The following is a 26,693-nucleotide window of genomic DNA, read 5'->3' as shown; positions in this document are numbered from 1 at the left end:
CAGAGGTGATGGTCGGTACCGCTTAGAAGGTGAAGCGGGCGCCGACACGGATCGAGTAGAGCGACTGGTTCGCGTAGATCTGATCACTCGGGGCGGTGAAGTTGGCGGTGCCCCCCACCGGCGAGTAGCGATACTGTGCGCAGGGCTGCGCTGCGCTGGTCGCTACCGTTCCTGCGCCATCGGCGTTGCCCTTGGTGGTCAGGCACTGAACCCGAACCGTCGGCACGTTGTACGGGAACACGTACTCGCGGGTCTGGCCCCACTTCTTGTTCAGGAAATTGGTGAAGTTCTCGATGTCGCCGAAAATGGTGACACGCGACTTGCCCAGACCGGTCGGCAGTTCCTGCGACACGTGCAGATCGATGCGGGTGAACCACTTCGAGTGGAACGCGTTGCGCGGCGCGATCTGGCCACGATATTTGCCAAGACCCGAAGCGTCGATGAACGCGTTCACCGCATCGCGAACCGCAGGGGTGCTGTACGAGACGAGCGGATCGTTCACCGTCGGCACGTACATCAGATAGCGGTTGCCACCAGTGCCGGTGCCCGAGCTGACACCGGTGGTGCCAAACACCGAGGAACGGCCGCTGCCGAAATCCTGGAAGGTGTAGCTGTACGGGTGACCGATGCGCGACTCGCCGAACAGCGCGAAGGTGGTCTTGTAGTCACCGAAGAAAGCGTGCTCATAGTTCAGGCTGTACTTGAAGAAGTACTTCACCTGATCGTTCGAGATGCCATAGGCGACGTTGTTCGGATCAACAAACGCGCCGTTGCTGTAATTGGAACCAGCGGTCGACGAGGTCGCCGGCGACTGATCCTTCACGTCCTGGTAGGTGAAGCTGCCGTTGATGTTGAGGCCGAAGTCCCAGGTCTTGTCGACGCGAGCGACACCGATCAGTGCGCGGCCCTTGCTGGTGTTGGTCAGCAGGATGTCGCTGTTGGTGTTGGTGCTGGCGGCGCCATCGATGATGTTCTGATAGCGCTGGCGACCGTCGGGCGTCAGCGAGCCGACGATCGGCTGCGAGCGGATGTCGGTGAAGTACACCTGATCGCGGACCTTCGAGTACAGGAAGTCGGCGCCGAAGGTCCAGCCGCTCACCGTGTATTCGCCGCTGAGCGTAGCGCGCCACTGCGACGGCACCTTGAAGTTGGGCGCAAGCGCGTTGACGGTGGCGTTGGTGGCAACCGTGGCATTGGTCAGGAGCGTGTTGACCTCACCCGGGATCGACGTGCCGGTCACGCCGGAGAGCGCTGCGTTGCCGATCGCGGCGTTGGTGGTGGCGCCCGAAAAGCCGGTGGCGGTGCGGTTGATCTGCACAGAGTTGGTGAGCACGCCAGTGTTCGAGAAGCTGTTCGACACGTAGACGTCGGGAGTGCCGCCGCCGAAGATGCCGCCGCCGCCGCGGATGCTGACGCGCGGAAGCGGCTTCCAGTCGAAGCCGACGCGCGGCTGGAACAGGCCTAGACCAGAGATATTGGCGTTGTTGGCACCGATCGTCTGGAGCTGCCCGTTGACGACCGCCCCGGCTCCATAGCGCGCGGTGTAGGCGGCGCTCCGTGCCGGCAGATCATGCATTCCGTAGAGGTCGTAGCGCATGCCGTAGCTGATGTTCAGCGTCGGAGTTACGCGCCACGAGTCCATCACGCCGAACGTATAGCTTTGGTACGAGAAGTTCGCAGCAGCGTTGTTCGGTACCAGCGACGGGATCGCGTTGGCATAGGTCATCTGGTTTGCCGTCTTGTTCTGCAGATCGGCGATTGAATCGAAGTAATAGTTGCCGGCGCTGTTCTGCAGGAACGAGTTGAAGACGTTCACGAACTGCAACTCGGTGAAGATGCGCAGGTCATGATCGTTCTTTGTCAGGCGCGCCTGGAGCATGCCTCCCCACGTATCCGTTTTGAGCTGGTTGGTCTGGCGCGAATTGTCGGGGCCAAACGAAACGACCGCAGCGTTGTTTTCGCAGGCAGTAAGCGACGAGCCCGAAACGGTCAGCGGCGTCGACGTCTCATTGGTGCAGACGCGGAACTGGGCGAACCCGCGACCTAGCAAGGGATCCTGAATACGAGTGTAGTTCTTGTAGAACACACGCGCTTCGGTCGAGAAATCGTCCGACCAATCCGAGTTCAGCTGCACCACGCCGGTATGCAGGCGATTACCTTGAATATAGGCGTTAGACGCAAGACCCAGCCCGTAGGGCTGGTTGGTGAAGGTGTTGTTAAGCAGGTTGATGGCGTCGTTGGCATAGGTGTACGTCACCGACATGCGCTGCTTGTCGCTGATGTTCGCATCCAGGCGGGCGACGACGCGATCATCCTTATCGCCGGACTCGCGCAGCACGCCGCCGGTGTTGTAGTTATAGACGCTCTTCGCAATTGCGCTGATGCGATCCACCTGCGCCTGGGTAACGCCGGGGATGATCGTGCCGCTGTTGTTTTCGATCGGGCCTTCCGCGATCGGACGGCCTCCGCGCAGCCGCTCACCAGCGACCATGAAGAACAGCTTGTCCTTGATGATCGGGCCGCTCAGCTCGGCGCCATAGTTGTCGACGTGGAAGTTCGGGACATTGATGCTGACGTTCTTAGTTTTTTTGCCGACGAACTCGTCGCCTGAGCGGGCATAGAAGCCGCTGCCGTGGAACTCGTTGGTGCCCGACTTCAGAACGATGTTGATGGCGCCGCCCTGGAAATTGCCTTCACGGACGTCATACGGCGCGATCTTCGCCTGGAACTGGCCGATCGCATCAAACGGAATCGGCGAGCGGCGGCTGGGCAGACCATCGGTGTTGAGGCCAAAGTTGTCGGTGATGGGCACGCCGTCGACGCTGAAGCGGTTGTAGCGTGCATTCTGGCCAGCGAAAGAGATCGCGCGGCCGCCCGTGGGGGTGTCGTCGAGGCGGGCGAACGGATCGCGGCGCGAAAGGTCGCGGATGTCGCGGTTGAGGCTGGCCACATTGGCGATTTGCTCGGCAGAAAGAACGGTCGCAGGACCCTGCGAAATCGAGCGAGCGCCTCGGATGGTGCTCGCCGTCACGACGATGTCTTGGCCCTCAGCGACCAGTTCGACCGGCAGATCGAATGACTGGGCGGCAACGGTGTAAATGTCGGTGATCGAAGCGTTCGAATAGTTCGGCGCCGTTACTTCGACGGTGTACGGTCCGCCGGTGCGCAGGCCGGTAAGGTTGAAGCTGCCGCTCGCGTCGGTGCGGGCGGTAGAGCGGGTTCCCGATGCGGAATTGGTCGCGACGACGATCGCATCGGCAACCGGTGCGCCGTTGGCGGTCACGGTGCCGCGAATCGTCGAGGTGGTTTCCTGCGCGTGCGCGGCAACGGGAATGAGCAGCGCGGCAGCGGCCACGCCTGCAAGATAGTGCGTTCGCATCGAAAGAGTTCCCTTGTAGAGCCTGTGGCTACCAGTCGTGGCGCTTCGCGCGCCATCTGTCTGGGTGCCCCCTGCTCGGCTTTGATTGCGGAATTGTGACAGTCAATACGTACGCATCGTTCCGCTATGGTGCGTTGCAAAATGGCATCACTCGGAAGCGCGCACGATTGCCAGCCAATCGCCCTCGCTGATCACCCGGATTCCCAGATCTGCAGCCTTCTTCAGCTTCGACCCCGCACCAGGGCCGGCGATCACCAGATCCGTCTTCGCCGATACCGAACCGGATACGCGCGCGCCCAGCCGCTCTGCCTGCGCCTTGGCTTCGTCGCGGCTCAAGGCCTCCAGCGTGCCGGTGAAGACCAGTGTCTTGCCCGTCACTTCCGAGTCGCGCGATTCGACGACGAAGGGTGGCGGCGAGACCTGCGCCAGCAGATCCGCCCAGACAGTGCGGTTGTGCGGTTCGTGGAAGAAGTCTGCCAGCGCATGGCCGACGGCGGCACCGACATTCTCCACCCCGATCCGCTCGGCAATCGCCTTGTCGAGCCGGGTGCGGTGCCTGGCCTCGCTTTCGCCCAGCTGCGACGGGGTCGCCTCGCGTAGGGCGATCAGTTCATCGGCCAGCGCCTCCAGGGCGGGCAGGGTGACATAGCGCTTGAGCAGGTCGCGGGCGGTGATCGCGCCGATATGGCGGATGCCGAGGCCGAACAGCAGTCGTGCGGCATCGGGCGCGCGCTTCGCCTCGATCGCGGCGAGCAGGCTGTCGACTGACTTTTCCTGCCAGCCTTCGCGGCCGAGCAGGGTGGCGCGATGCCGGGCGAGGCGGAAGATGTCGGCGGGTTCGGTGATCCAGCCGAGGTCCAGCAGCTCGATCAGCGTCTTCTCGCCCAGCCCGTCGATGTCGAGGGCGCCGCGGCTGACGAAATGCTTCAGCCGCTCCAGCCGCTGTGCCGGGCAGATCAGCCCGCCGGTGCAGCGGACATCGACTTCGTCTTCCTCGGCGACCGCCTCCGATTGGCAGATCGGGCAGTGCGCCGGGAAATGCCAGTCGGGGCGCGGTTCGTCGCGGGTGAGGTTCTCGACGATCTGCGGGATCACGTCGCCCGCGCGCTGGAGAACGACGCGGTCGCCCGGGCGCACGCCCAGCCGGGCGATCTCGTCGGCATTGTGGAGCGTCGCGTTGCTGACGACGACGCCGCCCACCGTCACCGGCTCCAGCCGCGCGACCGGCGTGAGCTTGCCGGTGCGGCCGACCTGGATGTCGATCGCCTGCAGGGTGGTCTGGGCCCGCTCCGCCGGGAATTTGTGCGCCAGGCCCCAGCGCGGCGCCCGCCCGACGTAGCCGAGCCGCTCCTGCCAATCGAGCCGGTCGACCTTGTAGACCACCCCGTCGATATCGAACGGCAGGTCGGCGCGGCGGGCCTCGATCGCGCGATACTGGGCGAGCGCGTCCTCCAGCGTTGGCGCGCGGACGAACAGGTCGGAGACCGGAAAGCCCCAGGCGCGAACGCGGTCGATCGCTTCATACTGTTTGTCCGCGAGCGGTTCGCTCAACTCGCCCCAGCCCCAGGCGAGGAAGCGCAAGGGGCGCGCCGCGGTGACGGCGGCGTCCTTCTGGCGCAGCGAGCCGGCGGCGGCGTTGCGCGGATTGGCGAACTGGCGCGCTTCCTTGCCCGACTCCTCCGCTTCGAGGAGCAGCCGCGCGTTGAGCGCGGCAAAATCGGCCTTGGCCATATAGACCTCGCCGCGCACCTCGCAGACCGGCGGGGCGCCTTCGATGCGGTGGGGAATGTCGGCGATGGTGCGGACATTGGGCGTTACGTCCTCGCCGATCCTGCCATCGCCGCGGGTGAGCGCCTGGACCAGCACGCCATTTTCGTAGCGCAGCGAGCAGGACAAGCCGTCGATCTTGGGCTCGGCGGTGAGTTCGACCGGTGCATCGTCGGCCAGCTTCAGGAAGCGGCGCACGCGGCCGAGGAAGTCGGCAATGTCCTCGTCCGAAAAGCCGTTGTCGAGGCTGAACATCTGCCGCGCATGCGCCACCTTGGCTAGCGGGCCCGAGGGTGTGGCGCCGATCTGGCGGGAGGGCGAATCGGCGCGGATCAGGTCCGGGAACGCGGCTTCAACCTCGGCATTGCGGCGGACCAGCGCGTCGAAGGCCGCGTCGCTGATCTCGGGCGCGTCGGCGTCATGATAGCGGCGGTTGTGGTGCGCGATTTCTGCGGCGAGCCTTTCCAGCTCGGCGGCGGCTTCGTCGGGCGTGCGGGGCAGCGTCATGGCCCCGCGCTAGGGGATCGGGGCGGTTGATCGCAAGGGGCTTTGCGGCCATCACCCGCGGCCATGCGTATTGCGACCATGGCCAAGGCACTTGTTGGACTCCTGCTCTGGATCGTGGTGGCGCTGTGCCTGTTCCTGACGCTGGTGCCGCCCTTCCTCGATCGCATCTATTATCGCGGTGTCGAGACCGGCCATTTCGACGGGCAGCACTTCGCCAATCCGGACGGCGAAACCGCGCCGGCGCCGGCGCTTGGCTTTGTCTTCCTTGCGCACCGTATCGCCAGCGCGACTCGACAGCCGCCCTGGCCCGCCAGCGTGCCGGTGGCGCAAGGCCATCCCGCGGCGCGGGTGGACGGGCAGGCGATGCGGGTCACCTGGATCGGTCATGCCAGCGTGCTGATCCAGACCCAGGGGCTGAACATCCTCACCGATCCGGTGTGGAGCGACGTGGCGGGGCCGTTCGGCATGGGGCCGAAGCGTGTTGCCGCGCCCGGCGTGCGGCTGGCCGACCTGCCGAAGATCGACCTGATCGTCGTCAGCCACAATCATTACGACCATCTCGATCTCGCGACGCTCAAGACGATCTGGCAGCGCGACCGGCCGGTGATCGTCACCGGACTGGGCAACGACAGCGTGATCGGGCAAGCGGGCGTGCCTGCCCGCGGGCTCGACTGGGGGCAGCGGCTGACGCTGCGGCCCGGCATCGACGTCGTCGTTACACGCAACCACCATTGGAGCAGCCGCTGGTTCGCCGATCGCAACCGCGCGCTTTGGTCCAGCTTCGTGGTGACGCTGCCGGGCGGCAACCTGTTCTTCGCCGGCGACACCGGCTGGGGTGACGGCAAATGGCCGGCCGAGGCGGCGGCGCTGGGTCCGGTGCGGTTCGCCGCGATCCCGGTCGGCGCCTTCCGCTTCAAGCCAGGGCAGATGGCGGCCGACGCGCATATCGGTCCGCGCGACGCTATCCGGGTGTGGGATGGGCTGGGGCGGCCCTGGGCGCTGCCGATCCACTGGGGCACGTTCCGGCTTTCCTGGGAAGCGTATCGCACCCCGCCGGACATGCTCGCGGCGATGCTGCGCTGTGGCGGAACCGATTCCGCCCGGTTCGCCGATCATGCGATCGGCCGGAGCTTCGACGTGCCGGCAATCGGCGCACCGCCCCGAGCGCCGAACGACGATGGTATCGCCGCCTGCCGTGCAGCAGGGCGCTTCGACCGCTTCCGCTGAGCTTGAGACGCTGCGCCGCGGTTCCTAAAAGAAATCCGGGAACGGGGCAGATGCACGAAACGACCGGCGCACGGCGCCACCATCCAACAAGTGCCGAGCGCGTGGGCAAGGCGATCGCGGTAGGAAGCGGGCTGGGCGGCCTGCTCGTCCTGATGCTGCTGATTGCAGCGGGACAGCGTGCACCGCTGGGGCTGCTTGTCGGCTGGATGGTGGGCACGCTCTTTGCGGGCATCGCCCTGTCGGCAGTGGCTGGCCCGATTTGGCTGCTGCTGCACGCGGCGGGGCTTCGGCGCGGCCGCTACGCCGCGCTGGTCACGGGGCTGCTGGGGCTGGGGCTGTTCCTCGGCGCGCAGGGCGGCGGTAGCGCGATGTTCAGCCTTGCGCCGGTCGACACGCGCAGCTGGCTGTTCGCGATCGCCTTCCGGTTCGCCCAGGCGGCTGCGGTGGCGCTGCTCGCCGCCGGCATCGGACTCGCGATGTGGCGGATCGCCTATCGGCCAACGCCCTGATCGCAAGGCCGCTTTTCAGATGCGGCCGCACACCCCATATTCCGGCCATGGCGATCCAGATCCGGACCAACCTTGCCGAGCCCGAAACGGGCCAAGCCTTCATTCCCCACCGCCCGCAGCGCCCCGAAAAGGCGGAGGGCGGCAAGAAGTTCAAGCTCGTCTCCGACTATCAGCCTTCGGGCGACCAGCGTTTCGCGATTCCGGAGCTGGTGGAGCAGGCACGGGCGGGCGAGCGGGACCAGGTGCTGCTCGGCGTCACCGGATCGGGCAAGACCTACACCATGGCCAAGGTCATCGAGGAATTGCAGCGCCCGGCGCTGATCCTCGCGCCCAACAAGATCCTCGCCGCGCAGCTCTATGGGGAGTTCAAGAACTTCTTCCCCGAGAACGCGGTCGAATATTTCGTCAGCTATTACGATTACTACCAGCCCGAGGCTTATGTGCCGCGGTCGGATACGTATATCGAGAAGGAAAGCTCGATCAACGAGGCGATCGACCGGATGCGCCATGCCGCCACCCGGTCGCTGCTGGAGCGCGACGACGTGATCATCGTCGCTTCGGTCTCGTGCCTCTACGGTATCGGCTCGGTCGAGACCTATTCCGCGATGATCTTCGACCTGAAGAAGGGGCAGGTGGTCGACCAGCGCGAGATTATCCGCAAGCTGGTCGCGCTCCAGTACAAGCGCAACGACGCCGCCTTCGGACGCGGCGCCTTCCGGGTGCGCGGCGACAATCTCGAGCTGTTTCCCTCGCATTATGAGGACACCGCCTGGCGGATCAGTTTCTTCGGCGACGAGATCGAGGAAATCGTCGAGTTCGATCCCCTCACCGGCAAGAAGGTTGCGAGCCTGGACACTGTCCGCGTCTATGCCAACAGCCACTATGTGACGCCGGGGCCGACGCTCAAGCAAGCGATGGAAGCGATCCGCCACGAACTCACCGAGCGGCTGAAGGAACTGGAGGCCGAGGGCAAGCTGCTGGAGCTGCAGCGGCTCGAGCAGCGTACCAATTTCGACCTGGAGATGATCGCGGCGACCGGCTCTTGCGCGGGCATCGAGAATTACAGCCGTTTCCTCACCGGCCGCCTGCCCGGAGAGCCGCCGCCCACCTTGTTCGAGTATCTGCCGGAAAACGCGCTGCTCTTCGTCGACGAGAGCCACCAGACGATCGGCCAGATCAACGGCATGTCGCGCGGCGACCACAAGCGCAAATTGACGCTCGCCGAATATGGCTTCCGCTTGCCCTCGGCGATCGACAACCGCCCCTTGCGCTTCAATGAATGGGACGCGATGCGGCCGCAGACCACCTATGTCTCGGCGACGCCCGGCGACTGGGAGATGGAGCGGACCGGCGGCGTGTTCGTCGAGCAGGTGATCCGCCCCACGGGACTGATCGATCCGCCGGTGGAGATCAAGCCGGTCGAGGAGCAGGTGCAGGACCTGATCCAGGAGTGCAAGGCAACGGCTGCCAAGGGCTATCGCACGCTGGTGACGACGCTGACCAAGCGCATGGCCGAGGACCTGACCGAATATATGCACGAGGCGGGCGTGAAGGTTCGCTACATGCACTCGGACACCGAGACGCTGGAGCGCATCGAGCTGATCCGTGACCTGCGCATGGGGGTGTACGACGTGCTGATCGGCATCAACCTGCTGCGCGAGGGGCTCGACATCCCCGAATGCGGGCTGGTCGCGATCCTCGATGCGGACAAGGAGGGGTTCCTCCGTTCCGAAACCTCGCTGATCCAGACGATCGGCCGCGCGGCGCGCAATGTGGAAGGCCGCGTGATCCTCTATGCCGACCGCATGACCGGCAGCATGGAGCGCGCGCTCGCCGAAACCGGCCGCCGCCGCGAAAAGCAGATGGCGTACAACCTCGAGCACGGGATCACCCCGGCGACCGTCAAGAAGAACATCGGCGACATCATCGCCCATGTCGCCTCGAAGGACGGCGTGACCGTGGAGATCGATGCCGATCGCCCGCACATGGTCGGTCACAATCTGCGCGGCTATATCGAGGAGCTCGAGAAGAAGATGCGCGACGCCGCCGCGAATCTGGAGTTCGAGGAAGCCGGGCGCCTGCGCGACGAGATCCGCGCGCTGGAGGCGGAGGAACTCGGACTGCCCGAAGGCGAGCGCAAGGCACCGGTGATGGGGCGCAGCAACGAAGGCAAGCCGGGCACGCGCAAGACGCGATATGGCAAGCAGACCAAGACCAAGTTCGGCGGACCTCGGCGGGGATAGCTGCGTCGCGGCCAGCTCGCGTTCCGTCGTGATCGCTGCAGCCGCCAGTTGAGCCGCATCGCCCGCTCCCCCATAAGCACGGCCATGCGTTTGCTTTCCCTGCTGGCCGGTGCCGGCCTCGTTCTCATCGCCGGCTGCGTGCCCGCTCCATCCACGCCGCCGCCAGCACCGGCTCCCCGGCCGGTGTCGGTGCCAGTGCCCGCGCCGCCGCCCGCCGCCCCGGCACTTGGTGCGGATTGGCGGGACTGGCCGCTGACGCCGGGTGACTGGCGCTATCGAGCCGGCCGCGCGACCTACGGCGTTGCCGGCGGTACGCCGCTTGCGATCCTGCGTTGTGACCTTGCCGCGCGGCGGGTGACCCTGTCGCGCACGGGTTCTGCCCCGACGGCGCTTACGCTGCGCACCACCAGTGCCGTCCGTGCGATCCCCGCGACACCGGACCTGGGTGCCCCCGGCATGCTGGCGATCAGCTTCGCGCCGAACGACAGCTTTCTCGACGCGCTCGGCTTCAGCCGTGGGCGGTTCGTGATCGAGGGCGGGGGGCTGCCGGTGCTCGTGATACCGGCCTGGCCGGAGATCCTGCGCGTGGTGGAGGACTGCCGCAAATAGCACGAAGCGGCGCGCCGTTTCGGGCCAGACTTCCAGAATCGCACCGATAAAATTCTTTTACAAGACTTGTTCTGCGACTCAGGTGCGTCCTACATGTCAAGTGTGTCGAGAGGCACAGGCTCTTCAACAAGCGAAAGGAGGTGATCCGATGTCTCATGGTTCAGCAATGAGGTCGGTTCAGTTCGTTCGGGAGACGCGCCGCTGACCTTGCCGCGCGGGCGGAAGTCCTCCGTCCGTCGTGCCGTGCGGGAGGTATCCTCTTCCAATCAACGCCGGCAGCTGCAGGTAAAGCGGTCCGCATGGTCTCCCGGGCTGGAGCTCTCCGGCCGCTGACCATGTCGGAGGTCGCCGGGTGCCCTGGTAGGGTCCCGGCGGCCTCTTTCATTTTGAGGAGCCTCGGGCGCACGGCCCGCAGGTTATCGTCAGGTTTCCGCCTGGATATGGACAAGTCCTAGCTTGGCGCGGCGCGAGTCGCATAGGCAGGACCGACCGCTGGTGGATCACGCGGCGGGGTGCTGATGGCGAAGAACGAACAGGGAGACGCAGTTGCGTCCCGCCGAACCGGTCTCGGCGCCATGCTCGAGGCGATACCCTCGCCCGTCATCCTGATCGACCGCAGCGACATGATCGTGGACGTGAACGTCGCATTTTGCGCGCTGGCGGGGCGTGACCCGACCTATTGGCGCTGCACGCCGCTGGCCATGCACATCCCCCACGATCAATATGTGCGCTACTCGGCCGAGCACGCGCATGTTTTCGCGACCGGCGACGACATGGAAACCGAAGAGACCGTGAAGGCGTATGACGGAACGCCCCGCCACGTAGTCACGCGCCGCCGCCGGATTGACGTGGAAGGCGATCCGCTGGTCCTTACGATCCTTACCGATATCACCGCGTTGCGAGATGCAGAGGCTCGGGCGCGGCATCTCGCTTTCCATGATGCGCTGACCGGACTGCCGAACCGCGCCGCGCTTAGCGAGCAACTGGCCGCGGCATTGGATGCACCTGCGCGGGGGCAGCCGGCGCTGCTGCTGGTCGATCTCTATCAATTCAAGGACATCAACGAAGCCTTTGGCGAGTGCGTCGGCGATGCCCTGCTCCGCGCTTTTGCGGACCGGCTCGCGGGCGCGGCCCGCGGGTCGGACTGGGTGGCGCGCACCGGCGGCGATACCTTTGCCTTGCTGATCGATGATTGCCCCGATGCGGCAGCGGCCGAAGCTGCCTGTCGCCGCTTGCTGTCGCTGGCCAACTTGCCGCTCTCCGGGCCGGCGGGCGCAGTGAAGCTGGCGCTGTCGATCGGCTGCGCCTGGGCGGAACCGGGCGTTCGCGCGGAGGATCTGCATCGCCGTGCGGAGTTCGCGCTGTACGAGGCCAAGCAACAGCCCGCCAACGAGTTCCGCCTGTTCGATGCCGCGCTTGCCGCCGAGGTGCAGGACCGCCGCACGCTGGAAGCAGACCTGCGCGACGTGGTGGCCAGCGGCGAACAGCTCGACGTGCACTATCAGCCGGTGATCGGCGCCGGCGGCAATACCGTCGTCGGTGTCGAGGCGCTGGCCCGCTGGCATCACCCGACCCGTGGCACGATTTCGCCTGCCACCTTCATCCCGATTGCCGAGACCAGCGGGCTCATCGTTCCGCTAGGCGAGTTGGTGCTCGACCGCGCCGCCGCAATGATGGCGCGCTTCCCCAACGTTTCGCTGGCAGTGAACCTTTCCCCGATCCAGCTACGGAGCCCCGGATTCGACCGGCAGGTACTCGCCATTCTCGCGCGGCACGGCATGCACCCGGGCCAGCTGCAGCTCGAGGTGACCGAAAGCGCCGTGCTCGCGATGGATCCGTGCGTGGAAGCGGGGCTCGCGCGCTTGCGTGCCGCGGGCGTGCAATTGGTGCTCGACGATTTCGGCACGGGCTATTCCAGCCTTTCGCACCTCCACAAGCTGGCGATCGATCGCGTGAAGATCGACCAGAGCTTCGTACGCGACATCGGTCGCTCGCAGGATGCGCGCGCCATCATCCAGGCGGTGCTGGGCATTGGCCAGTCGCTGGGCCTTGGGGTGACGGCGGAAGGGGTGGAGGACGAGACGCAACAGCTGTTCCTCCGTTCCTTCGGCTGCCACGAGTTTCAGGGCTATCTGTTCTCGCGGCCGCTGCCGGCGGCCGAGGCGGGGACGTTCCTGGAGACATACGCCGAGCGCGCCGCCGCCTAGCGGTGTCACGGAAGGAGGGCGCAGTGTGGCGGCGCGAGGACGCAGTGCTGGCGCATGCGTGTTTCGCCGGTCCGTGTCCCCCCTCGTGATCGTCAGACGTCCTTTGCCAATCCCTTGAGCCGATAGAGCACGTCCAGCGCCTCGCGCGGGCTGAGCGCGTCGATGTCGAGCGCGTCCAGTTCGTGGCGCAGCGCGTCCACCTTCTCCTCCTCCGCATGCGCGGCGGCGGCGAACAGGGGGAGATCATCGAGCCCCGCTGCGAGTCCGCCGGTCTTGGCGCGGCCCGCCTCCAGCTTGTCGAGCACTGCCTTGGCGCGCTTCACCGTGGCGGGGGACATGCCGGCCAGCCGCGCGACCGCGATGCCGTAGCTGCGGTCCGCCGGCCCATCGGCCAGTTCGTGCAGCAGCACCAGCTCGCCCTTCCATTCGCGCGCGCGGACATGGTGGAGGGTAAGCGCGTCGCAGCGCTCGGCCAGCCGGGTCAGCTCATGGTAATGCGTGGCGAACAGGCAGCGGCAGCGATTGTCCTCATGGATCGCCTCCACCACCGCCCAGGCGATGGCGAGGCCGTCATAGGTGGAGGTGCCGCGACCGACCTCGTCGAGGATCACGAAGCTGCGCGGCGTCGCCTGCGCCAGGATCGCGGCGGTTTCGACCATCTCGACCATGAAGGTCGATCGGCCGCGCGCCAGATTGTCCGAAGCGCCGACGCGGCTGAACAGCCGATCGACCAGCCCCAGCGTCGCGCGCGTGGCGGGCACGTAGCTGCCGGCCTGGGCGAGTACCGCGATCAGCGCGTTCTGGCGCAGGAAGGTCGATTTGCCCCCCATGTTGGGGCCGGTGACCAGCCACAGGCGCGAGTCTTCGGAGAGCTTGCAGTCATTCGCCACGAAGCGGCCGCCGCTGCGCGCGACGGCGGCTTCGACCACCGGGTGGCGACCACCCTCGATATCGAAGCAGCTATGCTCGACCAGGTCAGGCCTTGCCCAGCCGCCTTCGGCTGCGCGTTCGGCAAGCCCGGCGGCGACGTCGATGCGGGCGAGCGCGTCCGCGGTCGCGGCGATCGGCTCGCGCCGGGCGAGCGCCTGGCCGGTCAGATCCTCCAGGTGCGCGGCTTCGGCCGAGAGGGCGTGGGCGCCGGCCTGGGTGACCTTCATCGCCACGTCGTGCAGCTCGGGCGCATTGAAGCGCACGACGCCGGCCAGCGTCTGGCGGTGGGTGAAGCCGCTGTCGGGCTTCATCAGCGCATCCGCCGAGCGCGCAGGCACTTCGATATGATAGCCGAGTACGCCGTTGTGGCGGATCTTGAGCGCGGTGATGCCGGTGCGGGCGCGATAGTCAGCCTCAAGCGCTGCGATCGCGCGGCGGCCACCGGCACCGGCATCGCGCAGGTCATCGAGAGCGGCGTCGTAGCCTTCGGCGATATAGCCGCCATGCGCGGCGTCGACCGGCGGTTCTGGCACGAGCGCGCGGGATAGCAGGTCGATCAGCGCGCCGTGGCCGCGAAGCTGTGGCGCGAGGTCGCGGAGCAGGGCGGGCGCATCGGCAATGCGGTCGAGCCGCTCGCCCAGTCGCCACGCGCCGTCGAGGCCGTCGCGCAGCTGGCCGAGATCGCGCGGAGATCCCCGCCCGGCGGCAACGCGGCCAAGCGCGCGGCCGATGTCGGGCAGCGCGCGCAGCGTCGCGCGGATGCTGTCGCGCAGGCCGGCATCATCGTGGAACAGCGTGACGAGATCGAGCCGCGCATCGATCGCGGCACGGTCCATCAGCGGCGCGGCGATGTCGGCGCCGAGCAGGCGCGCGCCCGCCCCGGTGACGGTGCGGTCCACCGCGTCGAGCAGGCTGCCCTTGCGCGTGCCGGCCGCGCTGACGGTGAGTTCCAGGCTTTCGCGCGTCGCCGCGTCGATCGCCATCGCGGCTTCGGCCTGGCTGACCCGTGGTGGGCGGAGGAAAGGGAGCGAGCCTTTGGCCGTGTGCTCCAGATAGGCGACCAGCCCGCCTGCGGCCGCCAGCCCGGCGCGCGAGAATTGCCCGAACCCGTCCAGCGTCGCCACGCCGAACAGCCGCTTCAGCCGCGCCTCGCCGCCGCTGCTGTCGAAGTCGATCTTGGGGCGCAGCGCAGTGGCGAGTTCCGCGAACGCGGTGGCATCGCAGGCAATTGTCTCGGCGGGGTTGAGCCGCGCGAGCTCGGCGCCCAGCCGTGCCGCATCGGTCTCGATCAGCTCGAACCGGCCGGTGGAGATGTCGGCGCAAGCGATCGCGACGCCGCTGCCCGCTTCGCCCACCGCCGCGCACCAATTGGCGGTGCGGCTGTCGAGCAGCGCTTCCTCGGTCAGCGTTCCGGCCGTCACCACGCGGATGATCGCGCGGGAAACGAGCGCCTTGGAGCCTGCGCGCTTCTTTGCCTCCTCAGGCGTCTCGGTCTGGTTGGCGATGGCGACGCGGTGGCCTGCCTTGATCAGCCGGGCGAGATAGGCCTCCATCGCATGTACCGGCACGCCGCACATCGGGATCTTGTCCCCCGCATGCTCCCCGCGCGAGGTGAGCGCGATGTCCAGCACGCTGCTCGCGATCTTCGCATCCTCGAAGAACAGCTCGAAGAAGTCGCCCATGCGGTAGAACAGCAGGCAGTCGCCGGCCTCCTCCTTGAGCGTGAGATACTGGGCCATCATCGGGGTAGGGGCGGCGGAGGACATGGGCATCTCGCTACCGGATGGGCAGGGGGCCGCACAACCGCCGCCACGGGGTGACGCTGGTGGAATCTGGGGATAAGGGCGCGGGCGATGCACAAGTCCCCGCTTCCTCAGCAGGCGGCGCCGATGCTGCGGTGGCGCTGGGTCGTCGCGCTGGCGGCGCTGTCGGTGCTGCCGTTCCTCTTCGTGAGCGTGCCGCCGCTGACCGATGCGCCGGGCCATATCGGTCGGTTCGCGGCGCAGCTGGCTGCGCCGGACAGCCCGCTGCACCGCTATTTCGATTTCGTCTGGCGGCCGACGCTCAATCTCGCGGCCGACCTGATCGTGCAGGTGCTGCACCCGCTGCTCGGGCCGGCTGAGGCGATGTGGCTGGTCTGCGCGGCGGTGCCGGTGCTGACGGTGCTGGGGCTGCTGGTGGTCGCGCGCCAGCTCAACCCGCAGGGGAGCGCAGCGCTGCCCTGGGCGCTGATCTTCGTCTACAACAGTCCGTTCCTCTGGGGCTTCGTCAACTATTCCTTCACGGCGGCGCTAGCGCTGTGCGGGTTCGCGTTGTGGATCGCGCTCGAGTGTCGCCCTACCCTGCGGGGGGCGCTGTTCCTGCCGATCGCGCCGGCGCTGTTCCTGGGGCACGGCGAGGGCGGGGCGCTGCTGTTGCTCTGGGCGGCGGGCTATGAGGCGGGCCGCGTCGGCAGTTGGTGGCGACTCAGGGCGGCGATCGGCGTGGCGGGGCGGCTCTGGCCTTTCGTCACGATAGTGCTGCCGCTCGCGGTCGCCCGCGGCGATGGCGGCACGACGGCATGGGACTTCCCCGGCAAGCTCGACGAATTGACCGCGCTGGTCCGCGACCAGAGCGCCGCGCTCGACATCGCCACCGTGGCTGCGGCGCTGGCGGTGCTGCTGCTGGGACGGCTGAGTGGTGCGCGGATCGTGCGCGCCGGGCTTTGGCCGGTGCTGGGAACGGCGGCGCTGTTCCTCGCGGCGCCGCTCCAGCTTTCGGGCACCAACAATGTCGACATGCGGCTGGCACCTTATGCGATGATGCTGGCGCTGGCGCTGCAGGATTGGCGCCCGGTCGCGATGTGGCGGCGCCGACTGGTGCTGCTTGGGGGCGCGGCGCTGCTGGCGGTGCGGTTCGGCGTCACCAGCGCCAGCTTCCTCGGCTATCAGCGCAGCTATGCGCGCGAACTGGCGGCGCTGGATCATATCGCGCCGGGCAGCCGCGTGCTGAACCTGGTGCCCAACGATTGCGGCCTGCGCGCCTGGCGCCAGCCGCGGCTCACCCATCTAGCCGCGTTGGCCACCGCCGAGCGCCAAGCCTGGACCAATGCGCACTGGTCGGTCGCCTCGATCCATCTGCTGCAGGTCCGCTATGCGCCACCGGGCTTCGCGACCGATCCGTCGCAACTCGTCTCACCCCCGGACTGTGTCGGCCGGGGCGGGGAGACGCGGCAGACCATCGCCGACGTCGTACCGCGCCTGCCGCTGGACGCAGCCGACTATGTCTGGTTGATCGACGTGCAGCTCCCGCGCGGTGCGGCAGAACCGCGGCTGGTGCCGATCTGGCGGTCCGCCCGCAGCGCGCTTTACGCCGTTCGCCCACGCGTCCGGACGTAGGGGAAAGCACGGAGCAGGGCTTCCGTCGTTTGCAATCGCCGCGTCGGGCTGCTTTAGGGGGAGTAAATATCCATCATTAGGAGCCGAGCGGATGGCCGAAGAGAGCAACGTCCAATTTTCCGATCGAGAGGCGCTGCGCTATCACGCCGAGGGCCGTCCCGGTAAGATCGAGATCGTCGCTTCCAAGCCGATGGCAACCCAGCGCGACCTGGCGCTGGCCTATTCGCCGGGCGTCGCCGTGCCGGTGCTGGCGATCGCGGAGAACCCGGCAACCGCCTATGATTATACGGCGAAGGGCAACCTCGTCGCGGTGATCTCCAACGGGACTGCGATCCTGGGCCTCGGCAATCTCGGCGCGCTCGCGTCCAAGCCCGTGATGGAAGGCAAGGCGGTGCTGTTCAAGCGCTTCGCCGACGTCGACTCGATCGACCTCGAGCTGAAGACCGAGGATGTCGACCGCTTCATCGACGCGGTCGAGCTGATGGAGCCAAGCTTCGGCGGCATCAACCTTGAGGACATCAAGGCCCCCGAATGCTTCGTCATCGAGCAGACGCTGCGCGAGCGCATGAACATTCCGGTGTTCCATGACGACCAGCACGGCACCGCGATCATCGCCGCCGCCGGCCTGATCAACGCGCTGTACCTGACCGGCCGCGACATCAAGACGACGAAGATCGTGGTCAACGGCGCCGGCGCCGCCGCGATCGCATGCACCGAGCTGATCAAGGCGATGGGGCTGCCGCAGGACAATCTGCTGATGTGCGATCGCACCGGCGTGATCTACCAGGGCCGCGAGGACGTGAACCAGTGGCAGTCCGCCCATGCCGCCAAGACCGACCGGCGCACGCTGGCCGAGGCGCTGGTGGGCGCGGACGTGTTCCTCGGCCTCTCCGCCGCCAACGCGCTGCCGGCCGAGCTGCTCGAGAAGATGGCGCCGAAGCCGATCATCTTCGCGATGGCGAACCCCGATCCGGAGATCACCCCGCCCGAGGCCAAGCGCGTGCGGCCGGACGTGATCATCGCCACCGGCCGTTCGGACTATCCGAACCAGGTCAACAACGTGCTGTGTTTCCCGTTCATCTTCCGCGGCGCGCTCGACGTGCGCGCGACGACGATCAACGATGCGATGAAGGTCGCGGCGTCGCGCGCGCTGGCCGAACTCGCCCGCCAGCAGGTGCCGGAAGAAGTCGCAACGGCCTATGGCACGTCGCACAGCTTCGGCCCGGATTACATCATCCCGACGCCGTTCGATCCGCGCCTGATCGAGATCATCCCGGCAGCGGTCGCCCAGGCGGCGATGGACTCGGGCGTGGCGACGCGGCCGATCATCGACATGACGGCCTATCGCCAGCAACTGCGCGCGCGCATGAACCCGACCACGTCGGTGCTGAGCATGGCGTATGAGGGTGCCCGTGCCAAGCCGAAGCGCGTCATCTTCGCCGAGGGCGAGGAAGAAGTGGTGCTGCGCGCCGCCATCGCGTTCCAGGAAGGCGGATACGGTACGCCGGTGCTGGTGGGCCGCGAGTCGGTGCACGACCGGTTGCGTGCACTGGGCGCGAACCCGGATCATTTCGAGCTGCACAACAGCGTCAACTCGCCGCTGGTGGAGGACATGGTGGAGATGCTGTACCAGCGCCTCCAGCGCCGCGGCTATCTGCGCCGGGATTGTGAGCGGATGGTCAATCGCGACCGCAACATCTTCGGCTCGCTGCTGCTCCGCCTCGGCCATGCCGATGCGATGATCACCGGCGTCACCCGCACCTATGCCGAAACGATGCGGCAGGTGCGTCGCGTGATCGATCCGGTCGACGGCCGAACGCCGTTCGGCATCCACGTGCTGGTCGGTCGGTCGCACACCGTCTTCATTGCCGACACTACGGTGAACGAGCGGCCGAACGCCGAGGAGCTGGCCGACATCGCCGAGCGCACCGTGCAGGTCGCCCGCCGCATGGGGCATGAACCGCGCGTGGCGCTGCTCAGCTACTCGACCTTCGGCAATCCCGAGGGCAAGTGGATCGACAATATCCGCGACGCGGTGAAGGTGCTCGACGCGCGCGGCGTGACCTTCGAATATGAAGGCGACATGGCGCCGGACGTGGCGTTGAACCCGAAGCTGCTCGCCAACTATCCGTTCGCGCGCCTCTCGGGTCCGGCCAACATCCTGATCATGCCGGGCCTGCAATCGGCCAACATCTCGGCCAAGCTGCTGCGCGAGCTGGGCGGCGATTCGACTATCGGCCCGATGCTGATCGGCATGGAGAAGTCGGTGCAGATCGCGCCGATGACCTCCACCGCCAGCGAGCTGGTGACGCTGGCGGTGTTGGCTGCGGGCGACATCGCCCGCTGAGGTTCAGGCGAGCATCGACGGATCAGCCGTCGATGCTCGCGCCCAATGAGGCATTGACCAGCCCGCCGTCCACGGTGACGGTCTCCCCGACCAGATAATCTCCGGCCCGGCTGGCGAGGTAGATCGCCGCGCCAGCCATGTCCTCGGCGACGCCGATGCGCTTGGCCGGAATCGCCTGCGCCACGGTGCCGCCATGGTCGCGTGCGGCCTTGTTCATGTCGCTCGGGAAGGCGCCGGGGGCGATCGAGGTGACGTGGATCTGGTCGCGCACCAGCCGCGCCGCCATCCGCCGGGTGAGGTGGATCAGCGCGGCCTTCGACGCCTGATAGCTATAGGTCTCCCAGGCATTCAGCCGCTGGCCGTCGATCGAGGTGATGTTGATCACCTTGGCCGGGCGTTCCGCGCTCCCGCCGGCCTTGAGCAGGCCGTGCAGCGCCTGGGTCAGGAAGAAGGGCGATTTCACGTTCAGGTCCATCACCTTGTCCCAGCCCTTCTCCGGAAAGCTCTCGAACGGCTCGCCCCAGGCCGCGCCGGCATTGTTGACAAGGACGTCGAGCTGCTGTTCGCGCTTCCCGAGATCGGCGGCGAGGGCTCGGCAGCCTTCGACGGTCGAGACGTCATGGGGCAGGGCGATGGCGTTCGGACCCAGCGCTGCCGCGGTGGCTTCGCAGGCGTCGGCCCGGCGCGACGACACATAGACCTTCGCGCCGGATGCAACGAACCCCTCGGCGATCATCCTCCCGATGCCGCGCGAGCCGCCGGTGACCAGCGCCACCCGTCCGTCGAGTCGAAACAGCGAAGATACGTCCATGCCAAACTCCCTCTCCCCCTGGGGGAGGGCCGGGGAGAGGGGCAGTCTCTCGATCCCGGCCCATCGGTTCGTGTATCCGACTGCCCCTCTCCGCACCCTCTCCCGGTGGGGAGAGGGCTTGATTATCCGCCGCGCTTCAGCGTCTCGCGGGCGATGATCAGCTGCTGGATCTGGCTGGTGCCTTCGTAGATGCGGAACAGCCGCACATCGCGGAACAGCCGCTCGATTCCGTAATCGGCGATGTACCCGGCCCCGCCGAAGATCTGCACGGCCCGGTCGGCAACACGACCGACCATTTCACTGGCGAAATACTTCGCGGCGGCGGCTTCCATCGTGGTGTTCGCCCCCGCGTCCTTGGCGGTTGCCGTCTCCAGTACCAGCGCGCGCGCGGCGAGCGCCTCTGTCTTTGAATCCGCCAGCATCGCCTGGATAAGCTGGTGCTCGGCGATCGGCTTGCCGAACTGCTTCCGCTCGCTGGCATAGGCAACGCAGTCGGCGATCAGTCGCTCGGCCACCCCGACGCATACCGCGGCGATGTGCAGCCGTCCGCGATCGAGCACCTGCATCGCGATGCGAAAGCCTTCGCCCTCTTCGCCCAATCGGTTCTCGATCGGAACCGGCACGTCGTCGAAGATCACGTCGGCCACGCGCGCGCCCTTCTGCCCCATCTTCTTCTCGGGCTCGCCGATCGAGACGCCGGGCAGGTCGCGCGGCACCAGGAAGGCAGAGACGCCGCGGCCGCCCGCTTCCTCGCCGGTGCGCGCCATCACGGTAAAGAGCTGCGCCTTGTCGGCATTGGTGATGTAGCGTTTGGTGCCGCTGATCCGGTAGACATCGCCGTCGCGGACGGCGCGCGTCTTCACCGATGCGGAATCGGAGCCGACGTCGGGTTCCGTCAGCGCGAAGCTGGTGATGATCGCGCCGCAGGCGATCTTCGGCAGCCACTGCTCCTTCTGCTCGGGTGTGCCGGCGATCACCAGGCCCTGGCTGCCGATGCCCACATTGGTGCCGAAGGCCGAACGGAAGGCAGGGGTGGTGCGCCCCAGCTCGATCGCCACCCGACACTCCTCGGCCATGGTGAGGCCCAGTCCGCCATGTTCCTCGGCGATCGACAGGCCGAACAGGCCGAGCGACTTCATCTCCTCGACGATCACGTCGGGGATCGCATCGGCGGCCTCCACCTCCGCCTCCAGCGGGCGCAGCCGCTCGGCGACGAAGCGGCGGACCGTGTCGATCAGCGCGTCGAACAGCTCGGTTTCGAGGGCCATGGCCATCCTCTCGGTTCTAATTACCAGCAGGTATAGCGCGTGGATGGTCGGCTGCAAGCCGTACCCGATATTCCAAAGTGTTTCGTTTGCCGCGACGGCCCCGCGTCTGTATCGGGACGCCCGGGGGACGTAGTGGAGAAGAGATTGATGGCCGGTCGCACCGCCGACACCCCGCCCGTACCGCCGAGCCGGCGCGTGGCGACGCCGACGATGCTGGCCTATGGCTTCGGCGCCGCGGCCTATGGCGTAAAGGACTTCTGCTTCGTCACCTTCCTGCTGTTGTTCTACAACCAGGTGGTAGGACTGCCCGCCGCGCAGGTCGGCTTCGTGATCATGTGCGCGCTGCTGTTCGACGCATTCGTCGATCCGGCGATCGGCATGCTCTCGGACCGGACGCGCAGCCGCTGGGGGCGGCGCCATCCCTGGATGTACGCGGCTTGGCTGCCGATCGCGGTGGGCTGGCTGTTCCTGTGGAACCCGCCGGCATGGAGCCAGGGGGCGCTGCTAGGTTGGCTGTTCGTCACCGCCGTGGTGGTGCGCACCGCCGTTTCCGCCTTCGAGGTGCCGTCGCAGGCGCTCAGCCCGGAGCTCTCCTCCGACTATGAGGAGCGGACGCGGATCATGGCCTATCGCTTCCTGTTCGGCTGGGGCGGGGGCATGGCGATGCTGATGCTTTCCTATGGCTGGTTCCTTGCCGAGCGGGCGGGCCAGCCGCACGGCCAGTTCGACCGCGCGGGCTACTCGGGCTTCGCGATCGGCGGCGCGGCGCTGATGGTGGTGGCGATCCTCGGCTCGGCATTGGGCACCCACCGCGAGATCAAGAACCTGCCGCCGGTGGAGATCGCGCCCCAGCCGCTCCGTCAGAGCATCGCTGAGCTGTTCGCCACGCTGCGCAACCCGGCCTTTCTGGTGCTGATGACCGCGGCGCTCAGCTATTTCGTCGCGCAGGGCATCAGCTTCTCGATGTCCAACTATCTCTATGCCCATGTCTGGAATTTCGGGAACCTCGCCTTCCAGCTGCTCGGGGCAACGCTGTTCCTGGGCGTCGTCCTCGCCTTCCTGATCGCCCCGCGGCTCGCCCGCTGGCTGGGCAAGCCGACCGCGGCGACCATCGCGCTCGTCGGTGCGGTGCTGCTGCTCGTCGCGCCCTATGTCCTCCGCCTCGTCGGGCTGTTCCCGGCCCCCGGCGATCCCCTGCTGCTGCCGGTCTTGTTCACCATCTTCACCGTCAACGCGACCTTTGCGGTCTCCTCCACCATGCTCGGCGCCTCGATGCTGGCCGACGTTGTCGAGCACAGCGAGGTCGAGACCGGGCGGCGGTCTGAGGGCGTGTTCTTCGCCGGGTTCTTCTTCGTCCAGAAATGCTCGAGCGGGCTCGGCATCTTCGCGACCGGTCTGATCCTCAGCCTCTCCGGCTTCCCGGATGGCGCCAAGCCGGGGACGGTGCCCGAGGCGGTGGTCGACCGCTTCACCCTGATCTTCTGCGCCGTCTACCTCCTGCTCGGCGCGATCGCGGCGTTCTTCTATCGGCGCTTCCCCTTCGGCAAGGCGGAGCACGCCGCCCGGCTGGCGCAGCTGCGCGGCGTTGAAGGTGGTGCGAACTGATGTTATAACGAACGTATGACCAAGCCGCTCAAGATCATCAAGATCGGCAACTCTGCCGGTGTCATCCTCCCCAAGGAAATCCTCGCGCGTCTGCGGGTGGAGCTGGGCGACGACCTCTTCCTCACGGAAGGCCAGGGAAGCGTCACGCTTCGGGCGGCAGACGTTGATTTCGCCGAGGCGATGCAGGCGGCGGAAGAAATCATGCGTGAGGATCGCGATGTTCTCGCCGTCCTCGCCCGGTGAGCGAGTTGCAGTTCCGCTTCCTTACCGCTGATATAGCGCTGGCGGTGCATGAGCGGCAATTGGCGGAACATGGCGGTCTGTCCGGCGTGAAGGACGCGGGACTGCTCGAATCGGCGATGGCGCGGCCGTTGAACAAGGCGGCTTATGGCGAAGAGGACCCGTTCGCCTTGGCAGCTGCCTATGGCTTTGGCGTTGCACGCAATCACCCCTTTGCCGACGGCAACAAGCGCACTGCGTGGGTGCTGACCCGCTTGTTCCTCAAGCTGAACCGCATCGAGATCGCCTTCGACAAAATGGATGCCATCCAGACCATGCTCGCCCTCGCCGCCGGCCAGTTGGGAGAAGATTCCTTCGCGGCCTGGCTGCGCAGCAAGGCCGGCTGAACACGGAAAATGCCCGCCGGGTCCTCGACCCGGCGGGCATCCTTTCCTCCCCAGGAAAGACGTCAGGCCACGCGGCCCAAACGGTGGTAGAGGTTGGAATATTTCACCGATTCCGGCTTGTCCTTCACCGCCTGCAGATGGGCGCCGACGGCCTCGCGGAGCAAGCGGAAATCCTCGGTGGAAAAGACGGCGCGGCTGCGCTGCGGTTCGTTCGACATGACATGCTCTCCTGTTATGCGGCTTGGGCGTTGAACTGGGCGGCTTCGGTGCTCTCGGCGAGCGCGGTGGTGGAGCTGGCGCCCCCGGCCACCGTCTGGGCAATGGCGTCGAAATAGCCGGTGCCGACCTCGCGCTGGTGGCGCGTCGCGGTGTACCCTTCCGCCTCCGCCGCGAACTCGGCCTGCTGCAGCTCCGAATAGGCCGCCATGCCGCGATCCCGATAGCCGCGTGCCAGCTCGTACATGCCGTAGTTGAGGCTGTGGAAGCCGGCGAGGGTGACGAACTGGAAATTGTACCCCATCGCCCCGATCTCGCGCTGGAAGCGGGCGATGTCGTCCTTGTCGAGGTTCTTCTCCCAGTTGAAGCTGGGCGAGCAGTTGTACGCCAGCATCTTGTTCGGATGCGCCTTCTTGATCGCCTCGGCGAAGCGGCGGGCGTCGTCGAGATTGGGCTTCGAGGTCTCCCACCACAGCAGGTCGGCATGCGGCGCGAACGCCAGCCCGCGCTGGATGCAGTGGTCGACCCCGGTGCCTTCCTTGAGGCGGAAGAACCCTTCCGGGGTCCGCTCGCCGGTGAGGAACGGGTGGTCCCGTTCGTCGACGTCCGAGGTGATCAGCCGCGCCGACTCCGCATCGGTGCGGGCGCAGATCACCGTCGGGACGCCGCACACATCCGCCGCCAGTCGCGCCGCATCGAGGTTGCGGATATGCGCCTGGGTCGGGATCAGCACCTTGCCGCCCAGATGGCCGCACTTCTTCTCGCTGGCGAGCTGGTCCTCGTAATGCACGCCTGCCGCGCCCGCCGCGATATAGGACTTCATGATCTCGAAGCAGTTGAGCGGCCCGCCGAAGCCGGCTTCTGCGTCGGCGACGATCGGCGCGAACCAGTCGCGGGTCGCGCCGCCTTCCATATGCTCGATCTGGTCGGCGCGCTGGAGCGTCGCGTTGATCCGCCGCGCCAGCTCCGGCCCGGCATTGGCCGGGTAGAGCGACTGATCGGGATACATCTGCCCGGCGGTGTTGGCATCCGCCGCGACCTGCCAGCCCGACAGATAGATCGCCTTGAGCCCGGCGCGGACCATCTGCATCGCCTGGTTGCCCGAGAGCGCGCCGAGCGCATGGACATAGTCCTCGGTGCGCAGCAGCTCCCACAGCTTGAGCGCGCCGCGGCGGGCCAGCGTATGCTCCACCGGCAGCGAGCCGCGCAGCTTGGCGACGTCGGCGGCGGTGTAGGGGCGCTGGATGCCGTCGAACCGCCCGGCGGGGGCGGGGACCAGATCCTCGAAACCAAGCGACTGGGACATTGTGAATTCCTTGACTGAATGGCTAAACTCTGTGTGGCTCAGTTTAGGGCGTTCAGCGGGGCGGGGAATTCAACTTCGGCTTCGCACAGGGTGTGGGTGTGTTGCGGGTTGCGGGGACTCCTTGTTGTGGTGTAAGCTATTTACAGGTCAGCCGTCTTCTTGGAATCTGAACATACCAAGAACGTATGTGGTGTAGGAAAGCCTCGCCACCCGCGTTCCCCTCCCGCTTGCGGGAGGGGCTAGGGGAGGGGATGACGGGCTCGCGTGGGACGCCGTTCCAGCAGGCGCCGCCACGTCAGCCCCTCCCCCGACCCCTCCCGCAAGCGGGAGGGGAGCGCAGGCTGCGAGCGTTGGAAGGAGCAGGAGTCCCCATGGCCGAACGCAAACTCTTCGCCGGGCACGCCATCCGCCGCCTCCGCTTCCAGCTCGGGGTCACCCAGGCGGCGATGGCGGAGGCGCTGGAGATTTCGCCCAGCTATCTCAACCTCGTCGAGCGCAACCAGCGGCCGATCTCCGCCGCGCTGATGCTCAAGCTGGCCGAGACCTATGACTTCGATCCCCGTCGCCTCGCCGCGGCCGAGCCCGGCGGCGGGGCCGAGGCGCTGCGGCGGCGGCTGGCCGACCCGCTGTTCGCCGACCTCGCCATCGATCGCCACCAGCTCGAGGAATGGCTGGCCGGTGCGCCCGACGGCGCCGAGGCCTTTGCCCGCGCCTATGACCGGATGGGCAGCGCCGCCGCGCCGCTCCCCGGCGCCGCGCAGGATCCCGGCCCCCAGGTCCGCCGCGCGATCGAGCGCTGGCGCAACCATTTCGCCGATCTCGACGCCGCCGGCGAGGCGCTGGCCGACGAACTGCGCATGGCCGGCGAGCCCTATGGCGCGATGGCCGAGCGGCTGCGGGTGAAGCACCAGCTTGCCGTGCGCATCCTGCCCGCCGAGGTTATGGTCGATACGCTCAAGCGGCTCGACCTCCATGCGCGGCAGCTGCAGCTGTCCGAGGCGCTCGATCCCAGCGCCCGCGCCTTTGCGCTGGCCGAGCAGCTGGCGGTGGAGGCGCGCGACGAGATCGAGGCGCTGGTCCGCGGCGCCGAACTCGACCGGGTGGCGGCGCGGCTGTTCCGCCGGCACCTGACCGCCTATTTCGCCGCCGCGGTGACGATGCCCTATGCCCGCTTTCTCCGCGCGTGCGAGGCCAGCGGCTATGACCTGGAGCTGCTCCAGCGGCGCTTCGGCGCGAGTTTGCCCCAAGTCGCGCACCGGCTGACGACGCTGCAGCGGGTGGGCGCGCGGGGGCTGAGCTTCTTCCTGATGCGGTTCGATCGCGCGGGGCAGGTCTCGAAACGCTATGCCGGCGCCAGCGGATCGGCGCTGGTCGAGGCGGCGGTGCCGTGCCCCTTGTGGAACGCCTATGACGCCTTCGCGCGGACCGACGAGACGGCGGTGCAGCTCGTCGAGCTGGAGGACGGCGCGCGCGCCTTCACCATTGCGCGCTGCGTGCATCCGCATGGGGGAGCCCCCGGCGGCGTGCGCCCGCGCTTCGTGATCGCGCTGGGCCTGCCGGCGGCGGAGGCGGGGACGCTGGCGGCGGCGCGCGGCGTGGACCTGGCCGGCCGCGCCGCGCCGATCGGGCTGGGGTGCCGGGCGTGTACGCGCGTCGCGTGCCTGCAGCGCTCGGCGGCGCCGGCGGGGCGGGCTGCGGCGGGGAGCGAGCGGGAGCGCGGGGTTACGGCGTTTGGGTTTGCGGGGGATTGAGGGGACGG

Annotated in this window: 18 protein-coding genes; 11 read left to right on the top strand and 7 right to left on the bottom strand. The window is 67.3% G+C overall.

Going from position 1 to position 26,693, the window contains the following annotated elements; all coding sequences use genetic code 11:
- Positions 1–22: 22 nt before the first annotated feature.
- Entirely contained in the window at positions 23–3,379 is a 3,357-nt protein-coding gene (locus V7E00_RS13910; RefSeq protein WP_333573231.1) for a TonB-dependent receptor, read from the bottom strand.
- A gap of 147 nt (positions 3,380–3,526) precedes the next feature.
- A complete protein-coding gene (ligA, locus tag V7E00_RS13905; RefSeq protein ID WP_333573230.1) occupies positions 3,527–5,653 on the bottom strand; it encodes an NAD-dependent DNA ligase LigA in 2,127 nt (708 codons plus the stop codon).
- A gap of 63 nt (positions 5,654–5,716) precedes the next feature.
- On the opposite strand from ligA, the gene V7E00_RS13900 reads away from it, so the two are divergent.
- The 5 genes from V7E00_RS13900 to V7E00_RS13880 all read left to right on the top strand — a co-directional run bounded on the left by V7E00_RS13900 (position 5,717) and on the right by V7E00_RS13880 (position 12,448).
- Entirely contained in the window at positions 5,717–6,880 is a 1,164-nt protein-coding gene (locus tag V7E00_RS13900; protein WP_333573229.1) for an MBL fold metallo-hydrolase, read from the top strand.
- 50 nt (positions 6,881–6,930) lie between these two features.
- Positions 6,931–7,389, top strand: a complete 459-nt coding sequence (locus tag V7E00_RS13895) for a hypothetical protein (RefSeq protein ID WP_333573228.1) — start codon at positions 6,931–6,933, stop codon at positions 7,387–7,389.
- Positions 7,390–7,436: 47 nt separating this feature from the next.
- The gene (gene uvrB / locus V7E00_RS13890; RefSeq protein WP_333573227.1) at positions 7,437–9,632 is read left to right on the top strand and encodes an excinuclease ABC subunit UvrB; all 2,196 of its coding nucleotides are present in this window, start codon (positions 7,437–7,439) and stop codon (positions 9,630–9,632) included.
- 84 nt (positions 9,633–9,716) lie between these two features.
- Complete coding sequence (locus V7E00_RS13885) at positions 9,717–10,241, top strand: hypothetical protein (protein WP_333573226.1); 525 nt, start codon at positions 9,717–9,719, stop codon at positions 10,239–10,241.
- 518 nt (positions 10,242–10,759) lie between these two features.
- Positions 10,760–12,448: a putative bifunctional diguanylate cyclase/phosphodiesterase gene (locus V7E00_RS13880; protein ID WP_333573225.1), complete on the top strand. Its 1,689-nt coding sequence runs from the start codon at positions 10,760–10,762 to the stop codon at positions 12,446–12,448.
- Positions 12,449–12,540: 92 nt separating this feature from the next.
- Here V7E00_RS13880 and mutS read toward each other — a convergent pair whose 3' ends face one another.
- The gene (gene mutS, locus V7E00_RS13875) at positions 12,541–15,120 is read right to left on the bottom strand and encodes a DNA mismatch repair protein MutS (RefSeq protein WP_333573869.1); all 2,580 of its coding nucleotides are present in this window, start codon (positions 15,118–15,120) and stop codon (positions 12,541–12,543) included.
- A 111-nt stretch (positions 15,121–15,231) separates the two neighbouring features.
- On the opposite strand from mutS, the gene V7E00_RS13870 reads away from it, so the two are divergent.
- Positions 15,232–16,755: a hypothetical protein gene (locus tag V7E00_RS13870; protein ID WP_333573224.1), complete on the top strand. Its 1,524-nt coding sequence runs from the start codon at positions 15,232–15,234 to the stop codon at positions 16,753–16,755.
- A gap of 91 nt (positions 16,756–16,846) precedes the next feature.
- Positions 16,847–19,102, top strand: coding sequence for an NADP-dependent malic enzyme (locus V7E00_RS13865; protein WP_333573223.1), 2,256 nt, complete (start codon positions 16,847–16,849; stop codon positions 19,100–19,102).
- 22 nt (positions 19,103–19,124) lie between these two features.
- On the opposite strand, the gene V7E00_RS13860 is transcribed toward V7E00_RS13865, so the two are convergent.
- Together V7E00_RS13860 and V7E00_RS13855 are read right to left on the bottom strand one after the other, a co-directional pair.
- A complete protein-coding gene (locus tag V7E00_RS13860) occupies positions 19,125–19,913 on the bottom strand; it encodes an SDR family oxidoreductase (RefSeq protein WP_333573222.1) in 789 nt (262 codons plus the stop codon).
- Between the two features lie 122 nt (positions 19,914–20,035).
- Entirely contained in the window at positions 20,036–21,181 is a 1,146-nt protein-coding gene (locus V7E00_RS13855; protein WP_333573868.1) for an acyl-CoA dehydrogenase family protein, read from the bottom strand.
- A 147-nt stretch (positions 21,182–21,328) separates the two neighbouring features.
- Between V7E00_RS13855 and V7E00_RS13850 the strand changes: the two genes are divergently transcribed.
- From V7E00_RS13850 to V7E00_RS13840, 3 genes are read left to right on the top strand one after another with little or no spacing between them, the layout of a single operon-like run.
- Entirely contained in the window at positions 21,329–22,786 is a 1,458-nt protein-coding gene (locus V7E00_RS13850; protein WP_333573221.1) for an MFS transporter, read from the top strand.
- Positions 22,787–22,801: 15 nt separating this feature from the next.
- A complete protein-coding gene (locus tag V7E00_RS13845) occupies positions 22,802–23,029 on the top strand; it encodes an AbrB/MazE/SpoVT family DNA-binding domain-containing protein (RefSeq protein WP_333573220.1) in 228 nt (75 codons plus the stop codon).
- Between the two features lie 5 nt (positions 23,030–23,034).
- Positions 23,035–23,412: a type II toxin-antitoxin system death-on-curing family toxin gene (locus V7E00_RS13840; RefSeq protein ID WP_333573219.1), complete on the top strand. Its 378-nt coding sequence runs from the start codon at positions 23,035–23,037 to the stop codon at positions 23,410–23,412.
- 62 nt (positions 23,413–23,474) lie between these two features.
- On the opposite strand, the gene V7E00_RS13835 is transcribed toward V7E00_RS13840, so the two are convergent.
- Both V7E00_RS13835 and aceA read right to left on the bottom strand, forming a co-directional pair.
- On the bottom strand, positions 23,475–23,630 hold the full coding sequence (locus V7E00_RS13835) for a hypothetical protein (protein ID WP_333573218.1): 156 nt from the start codon (positions 23,628–23,630) through the stop codon (positions 23,475–23,477).
- 14 nt (positions 23,631–23,644) lie between these two features.
- Entirely contained in the window at positions 23,645–24,934 is a 1,290-nt protein-coding gene (aceA, locus tag V7E00_RS13830) for an isocitrate lyase (protein ID WP_333573217.1), read from the bottom strand.
- Between the two features lie 371 nt (positions 24,935–25,305).
- Between aceA and V7E00_RS13825 the strand changes: the two genes are divergently transcribed.
- Complete coding sequence (locus tag V7E00_RS13825; protein ID WP_333573216.1) at positions 25,306–26,685, top strand: helix-turn-helix domain-containing protein; 1,380 nt, start codon at positions 25,306–25,308, stop codon at positions 26,683–26,685.
- Positions 26,686–26,693 lie beyond the last annotated feature (8 nt).

Source organism: Sphingomonas sp. (assembly GCF_036731925.1).
Lineage (GTDB): Bacteria > Pseudomonadota > Alphaproteobacteria > Sphingomonadales > Sphingomonadaceae > Sphingomonas.
The sequence above is the reverse complement of the archived record's forward strand: the minus strand, read 5'-3'. Positions and strand labels throughout refer to the sequence as shown.